The organism is Streptomyces sp. MCA2, from assembly GCF_023544705.1.
Classification (GTDB): domain Bacteria; phylum Actinomycetota; class Actinomycetes; order Streptomycetales; family Streptomycetaceae; genus Streptomyces; species Streptomyces decoyicus.
In genome coordinates, this window is the sequence record NZ_JAMJFM010000044.1 from 65,877 (window position 1) to 80,940 (window position 15,064).

The 15,064-nt window shown below is 71.8% G+C and carries 11 protein-coding genes and 1 pseudogene; 6 read left to right on the forward strand and 6 right to left on the reverse strand.

Annotated elements, in window-relative coordinates:
• Positions 1-13: 13 nt before the first annotated feature.
• The 3 genes from M8I34_RS29975 (at position 14) to M8I34_RS29985 (ending at position 2,523) form a co-directional block, all read left to right on the forward strand.
• Positions 14-1,165, forward strand: a complete 1,152-nt coding sequence (locus tag M8I34_RS29975; protein ID WP_250054679.1) for a lipid-transfer protein — start codon at positions 14-16, stop codon at positions 1,163-1,165.
• A 72-nt stretch (positions 1,166-1,237) separates the two neighbouring features.
• Positions 1,238-1,720: a Zn-ribbon domain-containing OB-fold protein gene (locus M8I34_RS29980; RefSeq protein WP_250054699.1), complete on the forward strand. Its 483-nt coding sequence runs from the start codon at positions 1,238-1,240 to the stop codon at positions 1,718-1,720.
• On the forward strand, positions 1,717-2,523 hold the full coding sequence (locus tag M8I34_RS29985) for an enoyl-CoA hydratase/isomerase family protein (RefSeq protein ID WP_250054681.1): 807 nt from the start codon (positions 1,717-1,719) through the stop codon (positions 2,521-2,523). Before M8I34_RS29980 ends, M8I34_RS29985 begins: the two co-directional genes overlap by 4 nt.
• A 23-nt stretch (positions 2,524-2,546) precedes the next feature.
• On the opposite strand, the gene M8I34_RS29990 is transcribed toward M8I34_RS29985, so the two are convergent.
• Positions 2,547-3,104, reverse strand: coding sequence for a hypothetical protein (locus M8I34_RS29990; protein ID WP_244414192.1), 558 nt, complete (start codon positions 3,102-3,104; stop codon positions 2,547-2,549).
• Positions 3,105-3,291: 187 nt separating this feature from the next.
• Here M8I34_RS29990 and M8I34_RS42030 point away from each other — a divergent pair, with 187 nt between their 5' ends.
• Positions 3,292-4,248: a hypothetical protein gene (locus M8I34_RS42030; protein ID WP_374211011.1), complete on the forward strand. Its 957-nt coding sequence runs from the start codon at positions 3,292-3,294 to the stop codon at positions 4,246-4,248.
• 57 nt (positions 4,249-4,305) lie between these two features.
• Here M8I34_RS42030 and M8I34_RS30000 read toward each other — a convergent pair whose 3' ends face one another.
• A complete protein-coding gene (locus M8I34_RS30000) occupies positions 4,306-6,942 on the reverse strand; it encodes a PQQ-binding-like beta-propeller repeat protein (protein WP_250054683.1) in 2,637 nt (878 codons plus the stop codon).
• 978 nt (positions 6,943-7,920) lie between these two features.
• Between M8I34_RS30000 and M8I34_RS30005 the strand changes: the two genes are divergently transcribed.
• Positions 7,921-8,568, forward strand: a complete 648-nt coding sequence (locus tag M8I34_RS30005) for a TetR family transcriptional regulator (RefSeq protein WP_030080541.1) — start codon at positions 7,921-7,923, stop codon at positions 8,566-8,568.
• Positions 8,569-8,700: 132 nt separating this feature from the next.
• On the opposite strand, the gene M8I34_RS30010 is transcribed toward M8I34_RS30005, so the two are convergent.
• From M8I34_RS30010 to M8I34_RS30025, 4 genes and pseudogenes are all read right to left on the reverse strand, one after another.
• Complete coding sequence (locus M8I34_RS30010) at positions 8,701-9,171, reverse strand: nitroreductase family deazaflavin-dependent oxidoreductase (protein WP_250054685.1); 471 nt, start codon at positions 9,169-9,171, stop codon at positions 8,701-8,703.
• Positions 9,172-9,473: 302 nt separating this feature from the next.
• A pseudogene (locus M8I34_RS30015) lies at positions 9,474-10,802 on the reverse strand (acyl-CoA dehydrogenase family protein); the annotation flags it as partial.
• A 294-nt stretch (positions 10,803-11,096) separates the two neighbouring features.
• Entirely contained in the window at positions 11,097-11,600 is a 504-nt protein-coding gene (locus tag M8I34_RS30020; protein ID WP_250054687.1) for a hypothetical protein, read from the reverse strand.
• A 260-nt stretch (positions 11,601-11,860) separates the two neighbouring features.
• The gene (locus M8I34_RS30025; RefSeq protein ID WP_250054689.1) at positions 11,861-13,444 is read right to left on the reverse strand and encodes an IPT/TIG domain-containing protein; all 1,584 of its coding nucleotides are present in this window, start codon (positions 13,442-13,444) and stop codon (positions 11,861-11,863) included.
• A gap of 507 nt (positions 13,445-13,951) precedes the next feature.
• Here M8I34_RS30025 and M8I34_RS30030 point away from each other — a divergent pair.
• Positions 13,952-15,064: acetyl-CoA acetyltransferase (locus M8I34_RS30030; protein ID WP_250054691.1), on the forward strand; the 1,113-nt coding region annotated here is incomplete at its 3' end.

Genomic DNA, 15,064 nt, shown 5'->3' on the forward strand with positions numbered 1-15,064 from the left:
CACGGAGGTGGCGATGGGGGCGACCCTCAAGGACGCTACGGCGATAGCCGGCATCGGACAGACTCCGTTCGCGAAGCATCTCCCCGCCTCCGAGAAGACATTGGCCTGTCAGGCGATCGTCGCGGCGCTGGACGACGCCGGGATCGCCCCCTCGGAGGTGGACGCCCTCGCCTCCTACACCATGGAGGAGACCGACGAGGTCGAGATAGCCAAGGCGATCGGTGCCGGGGACCTCACCCACTTCTCCAAGGTCGGCTACGGCGGCGGCGGTTCCTGCGCCACGGTGGCCCATCTGGCCGCCGCCGTCGCCACCGGCCAGGCGAGCGTCGGTGTCGCCTGGCGGTCCCGCAAACGCGGTTCGGGACCGCGCCCCTGGAAGAACACCCAGGCCCAGCTGCCCACCCCGGGACAGTGGACCCGCCCCTTCGGACTGCTGCGCCCCGCCGACGAGATCGGCATGCTGGCCCGCCGCTATATGCACGAATACGGCGCCACCCGCGACCACCTCTTCAACGTCGCGCTCGCCTGCCGCAACCGCGCCAACCAGAACCCGGCGGCGGTCATGTACGAACGCCCGCTGACCCGCGAGATGTATATGACCGCCCGCTGGATCAGCGAGCCGCTCTGCCTCTTCGACAACTGCCTGGAGACCGACGGCGCGCTGGCCTGCGTCCTGGTCTCGGCCGAGCGCGCCCGCGACTGCCGGCAGCGGCCGGTCTACGTCCACTCCGCCGCCCAGGGCCTGCCCGCCCAGCACCACGGCATGGTCAACTACTGGAACGACGACCCGCTCACCGGCCCCGCCTGGACCGCCGCCCGGCACCTGTGGAAGGGCGCCGACCTCGGCCCGCAGGACGTCGACGTGGCACAGATCTATGACGCCTTCACCCCCCTGATCCCCCTCTCGCTGGAGGGCTACGGCTTCTGCGGACGCGGCGAGGGCGCGGCCTTCACCGAAGGCGGCGCGCTGGAGATCGGCGGCCGGCTCCCCCTCAACACCGGCGGCGGCGGTCTCTCCGAGGCGTATGTGCACGGTTTCAACCTCATCACCGAAGGCGTCAAGCAGCTGCGCGGCACCAGCACCGCGCAGGTCCCCGACGCCGCCACCTGCCTGGTCACCGCGGGCGAGGGCGTCCCCACCTCGGCCCTGCTGCTGAGGAGTTGATACGCCATGAGCGCCCGTGAAGCCGTCGAGTCCGCCGAATCCGCCCAGTCCGCCGAGTCCGTTCGCGATGCCATGTCCCCGATCGTGACACCCGCCACTGACAACCGGCCCGACAGCGCCGCCGACCTGCTGCTTCCCGTCGCCGATGACGACGGAGCGCCCTTCTGGGAGTACGCGGCGCGGGGTGAACTGCGCATCCAGGCCTGCTCGGGCTGCGACGAACTGCGCTTCCCGCCCCGGCCCTGCTGCCCGCACTGCCAGTCCTTCGCCGCGCACTGGCAGCGGATGAGCGGCCGCGGCCGCATCTGGTCCTATGTGCTGCCGCACCCGCCGCTGCTGCCCGCCTACGCCGCCCGGCCGGGCTACAACGCGGTCGTCGTGGAGCTGGCCGAGGCCCCGCGCATCCGCCTCGTCGGCAATCTCGTCACCGCCCCCGACGCCCCCCTCAACTCCGTCGACCCGGCACGGCTGCGCATCGGCGCCCCGGTGAAGGCCGCCTTCCACACCATGCCGGGAGGCGTGACCGTACCCCGCTGGCTCCTGGAGCGGCCATGACGCTCCGCACGGAGATCAAGGACGGGGTCGCGCTGGTCACCCTCGACCGGCCCGAACGGCACAACGCCATCGACCTGGACACCGCCGCCGAACTCGGCGCGGCCTGGCGGGCGTTCCGCTTCGATGACGCCGTACGGGCCGCGGTGGTCACCGGCGCCGGCGGCCGGGCCTTCTCCAGCGGCCTCGACCGCTCCGTCGACGTCCCCCAGCCGCCCTCGCCCTACTCCCTCGACGACCCGCTGCTCCGCATCGGCCCGAAGGCCAACGACCTGTGGAAGCCGGTCATCGCCGCCGTCGACGGAATGGCCTGCGGCGGCGCCTTCTATCTCCTGGGGGAGGCCGAGTTCCTCATCGCCTCCGAGAACTCCACCTTCTTCGACCCGCACACCACCTACGGGATGGTCAGCGCATACGAGTCCATCTACATGGCACAGCGGATGCCCTACGGGGAGATCGCCCGGCTGGCCCTGATGGGGACGGCGGAGCGGCTGGGGGCACCTCGCGCGTATGAGATCGGCCTGGTCTCCGAGCTGACCGCGCCCGGCGCCGCGGCCGAGGTGGCGCTGCGCCGCGCGGCCGTGCTCGCCGCCCAGCCGACCGAGGCGGTCCAGGGCACCGTGCGCGCCCTGTGGACGGCCAAGGAGGCGGCCCGGACACAGGCCCTGGCGCAGGCCCCCCAGCTGATCGCGCTGGGCAATCTGCCCCCGGACCGCCAGGCCGGGCTGTTCGCCGCCCGCCCGCGGCACGGCGGCCAGGAGGGCGGGCGGGAGGACGGACGGGACGCCGGACCACCGGTCAGGTGACCCCTCCATCCGTCGGCACCCGTCTACATCCGCGACTTGTGCGCCCGCGTGATCTCGCAGGTGAACCAGAACTGCCCGATGGAGGACTGGTTGACGGTGTACTTGGCGGTGTACGTCTCGGTGTCGCCGGGGCCGACGGTGATCGAGCGCTCGTGCAGCCCGTACGCCTTGCCGTCGGCCGGCTTGGCCTTCATCCAGTTGACGGCCATGTCATAGGAGAAGGAGTCGGTCGACGACGGATTGGTGATGGAGACCGTGTACGTGAACTGGCGCAGCGAATCGGAGAAGTCGCAGTTACTGCCGTCGACGTCCGAGCGCCCGTCCGGGTCGTACGTCTCCTGGGTCGGCGAGGGCGAGTACGTGGGCTCGTACGACGGGGTCGCACTGCTCGCGTCGTACCCGTCGGTGGAGCTGGGGCTCGGCGCGTAGACCGGCACCTTGACACGAGGCCGGGGGAGCGCGCAGCCACCTGCCATGGCGACCGTGGCCAGCACCAATGCGGTCGCCACCGCTGCCCTGATTCCCGTACGGGCGCCACCGCGGCTGCCCATGCGTGTGCACTGCTGCATTCTCTTGTTCATCCCCCGTGGAAACCGCTGAACCCGTCATCCTGTGGTTTGACGCGTGCACGGCACCTTAGCAAGGCCCGGTGACACCCCGAACGGGCCCATGCCACGCGTGCGGGCGTACTTCTCTCGCGAGCACAGAGGGTCGGGCGTAGCGTCGGTCACGGAGGATGACCGGACGACTCGAAGCGAGGCGACGCCCGTGGTGCGCAACGTCATCGGGTCGCTGATCGCCCTCGTCGGAGCGACGGCCGCCGTCTGGAGCCCCTTCCGTCCCTGGTACGACGGCCGTCACGGCAGCGACGTGCGGATCGAAGACCTCTTCAACGGCATCACCCGCAGCAGCGCCGCCCTCTTCGGCTCCGTCGTCCTCCCCATGGCGTTCGCCGCCCTGCTGACCCTGATCGGAGTCGCCCTGCGCTCCCGGGCACTGATCACCCTCGCGGGCCTGGTGGTGCTCGGTTTCACGATCCTGTGGATGGTCCGCCAGGGCCAGGCCGCCAGCGAACTGACGGCCGGCGCCCGCGGCCTGGGAGTGGGCGTCGCCAACGCCCTGGGCGGCGGCGCACTGCTGCTGCTCGGCGCCCTGATCATGCGCGGCCGCGGCCGACGGGTCCCCCAGCACGCATACGACGAGCGCCGGTACGCCGACGGACGCTACGGCCCCGCCGCGCCGGACGACCGCTACGACGAGCGTGCGCCCTACGACCCGCGCACGCCCTACCCCCCGGGGACGCCGGAACCCTGGGACGCGGGCCGCCCGGGAGCCGAGGAGTGGAACCCGGAGCCGTATTCCACCGGCCCCGCCGGACCCCCGGCAGGCCCCGCGGCACCCGGCGGGCACGGCGGCGGTGCCTACGGCCCGAGGGAGGACACCCCCACCGCTCCCCTGCCGGTCACCCCGCCGCCGCCACCGCCCACGCAGCAACAGTGGGGACAGCCGCAACAACGGCCTCAGCAACCTCAACAACCGCACCCGCCACCGCCGACCATGCCGGCCCGTCAGCAGCCCCCCACACCTCCGGTGGAGTGGGCCAAGGAACACCGGCAGCCGCGCCCCGCGCAGCCACAACAGCCCGGCCAGTCCGGCCAGCCAGACCAGCCCGGTCAGCCCGACCGGTCCGAACGCCCCGAACAGCCCCCGGAGGACCGGCAGTAGACGGCCACCACCAGGTCACGACAGCCGCATCACGACGGCCAGATCACGACCGTCGCATCACGACCGCCGCGCCAGCCCCGTCCCCTTGGCCGCGTCCAGCGCATACACACAGCGGTCCTTGCTGCACGCGTACACCACACCGCCGACCGCCACCGGCGAACCGGTGATCTCGCCGCCGGTCGCCAGCTTCCAGCGCAGCTGGCCGCCCATCGCGTCGAGCGTGTAGAGGCAGTGGTCGGCCGAGCCGAAGTGCACCCGGCCCTCCGCGACGACCGGTGCGCCGACGACCTCCGCACCGGCCTGGAACCGCCAGCGCGGGGTGCCGGTCACCGCGTCCAGTGTGTAGAGCGCCTTGCCGCTGCCGAGGTGGACCGCGCCGTGCGCGACCAGCACCGGTTCGGTGGACTGCCGCGCCTCGGTGGCGATCCGCCAGCGGTCGCGGCCGTCCGACGGGTCCAGCGCGTAGACCGTGCCGAGGTAGTCCGCCAGGTAGACCCCGCCGCCGGTGACGGCCGGGCCGGGCGCGAAGGCGGGCGGGCTGAGGAACACCGCGGGCGCCTCGAAGTGCCAGCGCACGTCGCCGCGCGCGATGTCGATCGCCAGCACCCGGGTCCCGGCCACGACATAGACCGCGCCGTCCGACGCGGGCAGCAGCCGTACGGGCACCCCGCCGCAGGCCGCGGCGTCGCCCACCGGGTACGACCAGCGCTCGATGCCGGTGCGCGCCTCCAGCGCCTTCAGCCGCGCGTCGGCCCAGACGAACACCGTGCCGTCGTGCACCACGGGCCCGGCCTCGGCCGTCTCGAAGTCGGTCTGGACGCCGCCGATCTCCCACAGCAGTTCGCCGTTGGCGGCCTCCCACGCCTGGACGCCGCCACCACGGGTGCTGGTGACGACGGTCCCGCGGTCGACCTTGAGGGCGTAGACCCAGCCCTCCGTGTGCAGCCGCCAGCGCTCGGTGCCGTCGTCGGCGTCCAGCGCGTACAGGCTCGGGCCGTCCGAGGCATGGATCCGGCCGTCCGCGACCGCCATCGCCCAGGCGACGTCGCGGGTCTTGAACTTACGGCGTCCGCTGGCCACGTCGAGCGCATGCACCTCGAAGGACGTGACGTACAGCAGGTCGTCGGCGACGGCGGGGGTGCCCCACACATCGTTCGACATCCGGAACCGCCAAGGGCGCCAGCGGCCCGGCTCGGCGGGCGGCGCCTCGGGCGGAGCGGGCGGCGCGGCCTCGCCACGGGCCGGACCGTCCCCGGCCACGGCGCCGTTGGCCGGACCCTGCGGCGGCACACCGGTGACCGGTCCGGTACCGGGCGGCCGCACCCAGTTCGTGGCGGCACCGGCCTGCCCGCGCGGCTGGACGCCGGGGGAGTCGGCGCGCGGCCCCGGCCCGATCGGGGCGGGCGAGCCACCGAGGCGTACGGGCCCTGCGGCGCCGTCCACGGAAACGGCCGGCGGGGCTGCGGACAGCGCGGCGGCGGGCGGTGCGGCGGAGACCGGGGTCACCCGGGCCGTCGAGACGTCCGGGCCGAGCGCCGCGGGCTGCGGCATCGGGCCCGGGTTGCCGCCGCGCGGATCGCCGCCACGGTGCGCGCCGGGGCCCGCGCCCATCTGGCCGGGCCAGCCGGACTCCGCGCCGACCGGTGCGCTCTCCGGGCGCGGCGGCGCCGGGACGGGCTGCGATGCGGGCATCGGGGGCGACACGGGCGGGGACGGCGGCGCGGCGGGCGCCGCACGGCCGGCGCCGCGCCCGGAGCCGGCCCGCTGGCTGTTGTTCGCCACGGTGGAGCGGCCACCGCGGCGGCCCTCGATGAGTGCCACCGCGCCGGCCGGCAGCCAGGCCGAGGCGGTACCGCTGTCATCGCTGCCGGAGCCGAAGAGATGCGGCGCGAGCTGGGACTGAAGGTCGGCGGGGGACGGCCGCTGGCCGGCCTCCATCTGCATGACGGACTCCATGAGCGGACGCAGTTCGTCCGGCAGCCCGGCCAGGTCGGGCCCCTCACGCAGCAGCATGAAGACGGTCTCCACGGGGTTGGCGCCATGGAACGGCGCATGCCCGGTGGCGGCGAAGACGAGCGTCGAGCCGAGGGAGAAGACATCGCTCGCGCCCGTCACGCTGCGCGAGTCACGGGCCTGCTCGGGCGACATATAAGCGGGCGTGCCGACGGCGACGTTGGTCATCGTCAGGCGGGTGTTGGACACCCCGGAGGCGATACCGAAGTCGATCACCCGGGGGCCGTCCTCGACGACCAGCACGTTCGACGGTTTCAGGTCACGGTGCACCAGGCCCGCGCCGTGGATGGACTGAAGCGCCTCGGCGATCCCTGCCGCCAGCCAGCGCACCGCCTGGGCCGGGAGCGGCCCGCACTCATTGACTATTTCCTCGAGGGAGGGCGCGGGGACATAGGCCGTCGCGAGCCAGGGCACCGCCGCGCGCGGGTCGGCGTCCACCACCGCGGCCGTGTAGAAGCCACTGACCGCGCGGGCCGCCTCCACCTCGCGTGTGAAGCGGACCCGGAACAGCTGGTCCTCGGCGAGCTCGGTACGCACCGTCTTGATCGCCACGCGCCGGCCGGACGCCGAACGCGCCAGATAGACCAGGCCCATGCCGCCGGCCCCGAGACGGCCGAGCACCTCGAACGGGCCGATCCGCCGGGGATCGTGCTGCGTCAGCTGCTTCAGCTGCTCCACCACTTGCCTGCCACCTCCCCGTGGGGCGTAAAAAAGAGACTCTCCATAGCCACGAGCCGCCGAGAGCCACTGCCCCGTGCAGCGTCTCCCCGCCGGCGGCGAGGACTGTCGAAACGGCCGTACGCGTGCTGATTGTTCCTGGCCGGGCCGACGGTTGCGAACCCGGGGCCTGTCCGCCGTGTCACGGCATACCCCCCGTAGCCCGCACCGGGCCCGTTACCCGACGTAACCCAACCGCGCCTGACGTGCTGCGATACGTCCCCTGACGGGCGTTTGCCGAGCGAGTTACCGGCGGGTTGCAAATCCCCCGTGCGCGGCACCGCTCGAAATACGGACGCTCACCACTTTGTTTGACGGGCGCACCGGGGGAGCGGTTCACACCCCCGGGCATCCGGTGGCCGCGGCGGCCAAAACCATGCTGTTCCACCGACCGTTCCACCGGCCGCTCCACCGGCAGTTCCACCGACTGTGCACACCCATCCCCCACCGGTCACGCCATCCCCGTCGTCGCCCTCGGCCCCACGGCCCAATTCTGCGCGTTCGAAGGTCATTTCGGCGTCATGACACCTGGCGTGGCGCCCGGCCGGGAATCCGGGCAGGCCGGAGCGTCTGCCGCCGCGGCGGTCAGATGTCCAAGCTAGCGCCGGTTCGTACGGTTCGCCCGCCGAGGATTCGCACACACGGTCGATTCCTGAAGGACCCATCGGGCGCGGCGATGACGGACGGAAGAAGGTGCCGATGTTCAACTGACGGCCATCGCCGCGCACTTGCCGCACGGACAGTGACCACTTATCCACCAAAGTTGTCCACAGCCTGTTGATAACACTCTTCACCGGATCGGACCAAGCGGCTCCGTACGAATCGCGACCGCGGGCGGGCCCGCTACCGGCGCCCTTTAAGGGGCCGCGCACCGCGAACTCCCCCATCCCCATTTGCAGGCAGCCAAATCGCGCTCCGATCACCCCTCGGTAAGCTGACGGCATGACAGGACAAGTTCGAACCGTCGACGGCAGAGTTGCCGGCCGCCGCGGACAGGCGACGCGGCAAAAGCTTCTCGACTGCCTCAGCGAAATGCTCAGTTCGTCCCCCTACCGGGACGTCAAAGTCATCGATGTAGCCCGAAAAGCGGGGACTTCACCCGCAACGTTCTATCAGTACTTCCCGGACGTCGAGGGTGCCGTCCTCGAAATCGCCGAGGAGATGGCCAAAGAAGGCGCCACTCTGACCGATCTTGTCGCCGGACGCTCCTGGGTGGGCAAATCCGCGTGGCAGGCGGCGGAGGATCTGGTCGAGGGCTTCCTCTCCTTCTGGCGGAGGCATGACGCGATTCTGCGCGTCATCGACCTGGGTGCGGCCGAGGGCGACAAGCGGTTCTACAAGATCCGCATGAAGATCCTTAATGCCGTCACCAACTCCCTTACAGATTCGATCAAGGAACTACAGAGCAAGGGCAAGGTCGACAAGGACGTGAGCCCGCCCGCAATGGCCGGCTCGCTCGTCGCGATGCTGGCCGCGGTTGCCGGGCACCAGAAGGGCTTCCAGAGCTGGGGCGTCAAGCAGGCCGAGCTCAAGCCGAACCTGGCGCTGCTGGTGCACCTCGGCGTCACCGGCAAGAAGCCGACCAAATAACCACACCGCCGAGAAAGCAGCCGAAGCGGCCCGAGAGGCAGCCGCGCCTCGAAGTCCCGGTGCTGCCGGGCTCGTTCGTCACCGGTCCTGTATCCGTCCTGCCATAGCTGTACCGCACACACAGCGGACGGATCACCGCCGCTCCAGCCGGAACAGCCGGATCTCCCGCGCCACCCGCGCCTGGTACGCGGCGTACGGCGGCCAGAACGCCAGCGCCGCCCGCCAGGCCTGCACCCGTTCCTCCCCGGTGAGCAGCCGGGCCCGCACCGGAATGTCCCGGCCCCGCCAACTCACCTCGGCGTCCGGGTGCTTGAGCAGATTGCCGGTCCAGGCCGGATGCCCCGGCCGCCCGAAGTTGCTGCCGATCAGCAGCCAGCCGCCGCCCTCCTCCGGCAGGCACGCCAGCGGGGTACGCCGCGGCTGCCCGCTCCGCGCCCCGGTCGCCGTAAGGATCACCCCGGGCAGCATCCGGGCGCTGAGCAGCACTTTTCCGCGGGTCAGCCGGTGCACCGCGCGGTCCAGGGCGGGGATGAAGTGCGGCGCGACCCGGGCGAACGTACGGGTCGCGGAGACTCTCTGGAGCAACCGCTCACCCGGCGGCATCAGGCCTCCACCGCTTCGGGCGCATGGGCCTCCGCGGACGCATCGGCCGCTTTGGACGCACCGGACCCATCGGGCCCATCAGTGGCATCGGGCCCACCGACGGCACCGGGCCCACCGGCGGCGTCGGACCCATCGGCCACACCGGCGCTCGCGGGTCTCGCCCCGCCTCCACCCGCCACCCTGCTTCCGTCCGCCGTCCCGCTTCGGCCCCTCGCCGCGCTTCCGTCCGTCGGGGCGCTTCGACCCCTCGCCACGCTTCCGTCCCTCAGGGCGCTTCGCCCCCTCGCCGCGCTTCCGTCCGTCGGGGTGCTTCCGTCCTTGGGGGCACTTCCGACCGTCTCCCCCGCCCCGCCCGCGAACAGCCCCGCCTCCTCGGCGGCCCGTGCCCGCAGCCGGTGCACGGGCCCCAGCAGCAGTTCGTCGCAGGCGGCACGCTTGAAGTACAGATGTGCCTCGTGCTCCCAGGTGAAGCCGATACCGCCGTGCAACTGCACCGCCTCGGCCGCCACGGCACGCAACGTCTCCAGCGCCTGCGCGAGCGCCAGCGCCCCCACACCGGGCTCGGCCGCACCGTACGGTCCCGCCGCCCCCTCGGCCTCGGACCGGCCACGGCCCGCCGACCAGGCCGCGTAGTACGCCGCCGAGCGCGCCGCCTGGAGCGTCACATACAGATCGGCGAGCCGGTGCTGGACCGCCTGGAAGGAGCCGATGGGCCGGCCGAACTGCTCGCGCTCCTGGACGTAGGCGACCGTCCGGGCCAGCGCCGTATCGGCCGTACCGACCGCCTCGGCAGCCAGCGCCGCGGCCGCCGCCACCCCGGTCGCGGCGAGCGCGCCGGCCACCGCCGCCTCATCACCGTCCACCTCGCCCAGCAACTCCGCCGGAACCTCCCGCAGTTCGAGGCGCGCCTGCGGACGGGTCTCGTCCAGCGCGGTCTGCCGGGTCCGCAGCAGACCGGGCACGCCGGGCCCCGCACCGCGCCCCGCGTCCGCTCCGTCGGCTCCGTCCGCCGGGCCGAGCGCCGCCGCCCGTACGAGAAAGAGCAGGGTGCGGCCGCGCACGAACCCACCGGTGTGCGCGGCCACCACCAGCACGTCCGCGGTGTGCCCGTTGAGCACCTGCCCGGCCTCCCCGTACAGCCGCCACGTTCCGTCCTGCATCCGCGCCTGGATGCCGCCGGCCCGGCCGCCGCCCGCCCAGTCGCCGTCGTTCGGCCCGGTCAGGGCCAGTGCGGTGGCGAGCTGCCCGCCCGGTACGGCGAGTGTTCCGGTCAGCTCTCCGGTGGCCAGGGCGGACAGCAGTGCGGTGCGCTGGCGTTCACTGCCGAGCGCGAGAATCAGCGGCGCGGCCAGCGCGGCGGTGGCGATCAGCGGCGAGGGGAGTACGGCGCGGCCGGTCTCCTCGCAGGCCAGGGCCAGTTCGGTGGGCCCGCAGCCCACCCCTCCGTATGCGGTGGGCAGCGCCAGGCCGGGCAGGCCGAGCCGGGTGGCGAGCTGCCGCCACAGATGCTCGTCGTACCCGGGTGGGGTGCGTACCGCCGCCTTGACCTCGTCCGGACCACAGCGCTTGAGCAGCAGCTCGCGCAGCGTACGGCGGATTTCGTGCTGCTCCTCGGTGAACGCGGCATCCATCGGCGGGCTCCTCCCGGCCGTGCGACAACGCCCGTCCGGTACGACGGGCCCCCGCTTCCGATCTGACGGGCCGTCATAGTAGGGACGAGGGGTGCACTTTCCTAGGGCGAGTCCGCAAACTCCCGGGAGGGGAAGGGGGCGAGAACGGGGCGATGGGTCCCCACACCTGCGCCCCTGCCCCTACTTCACTACGAAGGCGGAGCAGGGGCCGAGGCACCGATGCAAGGGGCCGGGGCAGGGCAGCGGTCCCGGGACGCCCGGACCGCCCGCCGCCCTGGGAGCCTTCCCGCCCCGTCAGAGGGTGAGATGCACCGTGAGGTGCGACTCCGTGTCACTGACGTTGACGACGTGGAGGAAGCCGTGGGCCGTGCGGTAGCGCCCGGTGCCTCCGGTGATCGCCAGGTCGATGTTGCCGGGGCCGGCAGTGGTGACGGTGAACCGGCCCTGCACGGTGAGCTGCCCCTGGGAAAGGGCCAGATCGGCCGCGCACTGGAGGTCGAACTCATCCGCGGGCGCGAACCGGGTCAGCGTGCAGATCTCGCTGTAGGTACCGACCGCGAGGCTGCCGCGGAAGAGATTCCCGCTCAGGACGAATTCGTCCCCCAGACTGGGGCCGCCCGACCCGTCCACATCGACGAGACCGCCCTGTGTCTGCTTCGCAACCAGCTGGAAGACTTCTTCTCTCGGAGGATTGGGTCCGGAACCGGTACCGGTGGCAGCCGATGCCGAAGGCGCACAGAAAAGGAGGGCCGCCAATCCGGCGGCCGCACTCAGAGCGACATGCTTGAAGTGACGCACGGTTTTCTCCTCTGGGACTGGAAGGGAAATGCACTGGCTATGGCTGTGACTGTGGCTATGACTGTGACTGTGGCTATGAAATGCGGTAATGGCGCAGTAATTCCCGGCCGATATCGCAGGGTGCCCAATGCGCCATACCGCCATACCGCCATGACGCCGCGGCGCCGCGATTCCCGCCCCTGACCGGCCGGGGGCTCGGTGTTCCGGCGCCGCTCGGGCAGGCCAGATCTGCCGCCCGGTCGGGCGCGGCGCCGGAGGGATCAGATATCGGGGTCCGAGAGGTAGGTGAACGATCCGGAAGGCGTGCCTCCGGGGCCGGTGACGGTGACGGCGACGGTGCCGGGGGTGCCGCTGGGCGGGGACGTGGTGGTCACCGTGGTGTCGGAGACGATCTCGAAGGGCGCCGGGACGCCGTTGAAGGTGACCTGGTCGGTGGTGGACAGGCCGCTGCCGGTGATGGTCACCACCGTGCCGCCGGAGGTCGGCCCCGCGTCGGGGCTGACACCGGTGACGGTGGACGGGCTGACGTAGGTGTAGGTCAGCCCGTCGGCGCTCCCGCCGGCGGTGAACACCGTGACGGCGACGCCGCCCGGCCCCGGGGCACCGGCGGCCCTGACGGTGACCTGGGTGTCGGAGACGCTTTGGATGACGGCTCGGGTGGAGCCGAAGTACACGTCGATCGCCCCGGCGAGGTTGCGGCCGGTGATGACGATCTCCTGGTCGCTGCCGGCGACGGGGCCCGCGGCGGGGCTGATGCCGGTGAGCGCGGGCAACGGCATGTAGTAGAAGAATCCGAGCGAGCCGGTGCCGCCCGGGGTGGTGACCGTCACGGGGACGACGCCCGATCCGGCGGGAGTGGTGACGGTCAGCGAGGTCGCCGTATTGGCGGTGATGGCGGCCTGGGCGGTACCGAAATGCACAGCACTGGCATTGGCCAGGTGGTGACCGGTGAGCGTCACCGTCGTTCCGCCTGCCGTGCGCCCCTGGTCGGGAATCACCGTCGTCGCCATGTCCCCGACGGTGCCGGCCTCGGAGTTGCTCACGTAGGCGTGTGTTCCGTCCGGGAAGACCGCGATGCCGGTGGGGCCGTCCCCCACGCCGATGTTCTCGACGACGGTGTGGGTGGCGGTGTCGATCACGCTCACCGTGTCCGGGAGGGAATTCGCCACGTACGCATGGGCGCCGTCCGGGCTCACCGCCACGAAGCGCGGCTGGCCGCTGACGCCGATGGTGGCGGTGACGGCGTTGGCCACGGTGTCGATCACACCCACCGTGGAGGTGGCGACGTTCGTGACGTAGACCTCGGCCCCGTCGGGGGCCACCGCCAGCAGGATGGGGACGCCGCCGACCGGAATCGTGGCCGCGACGGTGTCCGTGGCGGTGTCGATCACGCTCACGGCACCGGAGAAGAGGCACGCCACATAGGCGCGGGTCCCGTCCGGGGTGAGGACCAGGCCGAGCGGCCCGCCCCCGACGGTGATGGTGCCGGTGACGGTGTCGGTGGCCGTGTCGATCACGCTCACCGTGTTGCCGGCCTGCTGTGTCACGTAGAGGCGGGTGCCGTCCGGGGTGAGCGCCGCCATCGCCGGGCCCGACGCCACGGGGATGTTCGCGATGATGGCGTTCGTGGCGGTGTCGATCACGCTGACGAGACCGTCGCCGGAGACCGTCACATAGCCGCGGGTGCCGTCCGGGCCGACCGCCACGAAGGAGGGGCCTGCCCCCGTGGGGATGGTGCTGGTGACGGCGTCGGTGGCGGTGTCGATCACGCTCACCGTATTCGAGCCCTGGTTGGCCACATATGCGCGGGCCGCATCGGGAGCGAGGGTAATTCCACCGGGCATGGCGCCCACGGGAATCACGGCCCCCGCTAAGAATGCGGCACTTAATCCGGGGCCCGGCGCCTGACCGGACGCCGGAAATTCTGACGTATAGGCGAACATGACACTCCCTGAGGCAGGCGGGACGACCTTGTCCCGCACACGGAAATGCCTGCTTCACCGTATGGGCAACAGCGAGCAGCAAACCGGCCGAAGTGGGGCCGGTGAATTACACACAGCGAATGGAGAATACCCTTCCCGGGAAAGCATTTGAAGCCTTCTTCCATATCTCCGATTCTCGGATAATCGCTTTACTTCCGCTTCCTCACCCAGGCCGGGCAGGCAGGGTCCCGGGCGGGCCCGGCCCGTCGGACCGGGCGGGCGCCGGGACGGCACCGGGTCGACACCGGGCGGACTCCGGGCCGGGCATCGGGCCGGGCATCGGGGCAACACCGGGCGGACTCCAGGCCGGGCACCGAGCGGCCCTCCGCGCCCTGCCCACTCCCCCATATCTGATGTACCGTCAGATTCATGACTTCAGGGACCCCTTACGGGAATCGCAGGGTCGCCGTCGCCGGAGTGGCCCTGTCCGACTGCGGGCGCGTGGACGAGGCCACCCCGTACGCCCTGCACGCCCAGGCCGCCCGCCGGGCACTGGCCGACAGCGGTCTGGACCGTTCGGTGATCGACGGCTTCGCCTCGGCCGGTCTGGGGACTCTCGCGCCCGTCGAAGTCGCCGAATATCTGGGACTGCGCCCCACCTGGGTCGACTCGACCTCGGTGGGCGGCTCCACCTGGGAGGTACTGGCCGCACACGCCGCCGACGCGATCGCCGCCGGCCACGCCAACGCCGTACTCCTCGTCTACGGTTCCACCGCCCGCGCCGACCTCAAGGCCGGACGCCGTACCGCGAACCTCTCCTTCGGTGCCCGCGGCCCGCTCCAGTTCGAGGTCCCCTACGGGCACACCCTGATCGCCAAATACGCCATGGCCGCCCGTCGCCATATGCATCAATACGGCACCACACTGGAGCAGTTGGCCCAGATAGCCGTCCAGGCGCGGGCCAACGCGGCGACCAACCCGGATGCCATGTACCGCGACCCGGTCACCGTCGACGAGGTCCTCTCCGGCCCGGTGATCGCCGACCCGTTCACCAAACTGCACTGCTGCATCCGCTCCGACGGCGGCTGCGCGGTCCTGCTCGTCGCCGAGGACTACGTCCATGACCTCGCCAAGCCCCCGGTATGGGTGCTCGGTTCCGGCACCGCGGTCTCGCACACCACCATGTCGGAGTGGGACGACTTCACCGTCTCGCCCGCCGCGGTCTCCGGCCGGCTGGCCTTCGAACGCGCCGGTGTGCGCCCCGACGAGATCGACCTCGCCGAGCTCTACGACGCTTTCACCTATATGACCCTGGTGACGCTGGAGGACCTCGGCTTCTGTGCCAAGGGCGAGGGCGGGGCGTTCGTCGAGAAGGGGCGGCTGCTGCGGGACGGGGAGTTGCCGGTCAACACCGACGGGGGCGGTCTTGCCGCCTGCCATCCCGGTATGCGCGGCCTGTTCCTGCTGGTCGAGGCCGTACGCCAACTCCGCGGCGAGGCCGGCCCGGACCGCCAGGTACGCAAACCCGGCGGCGCACTCCCC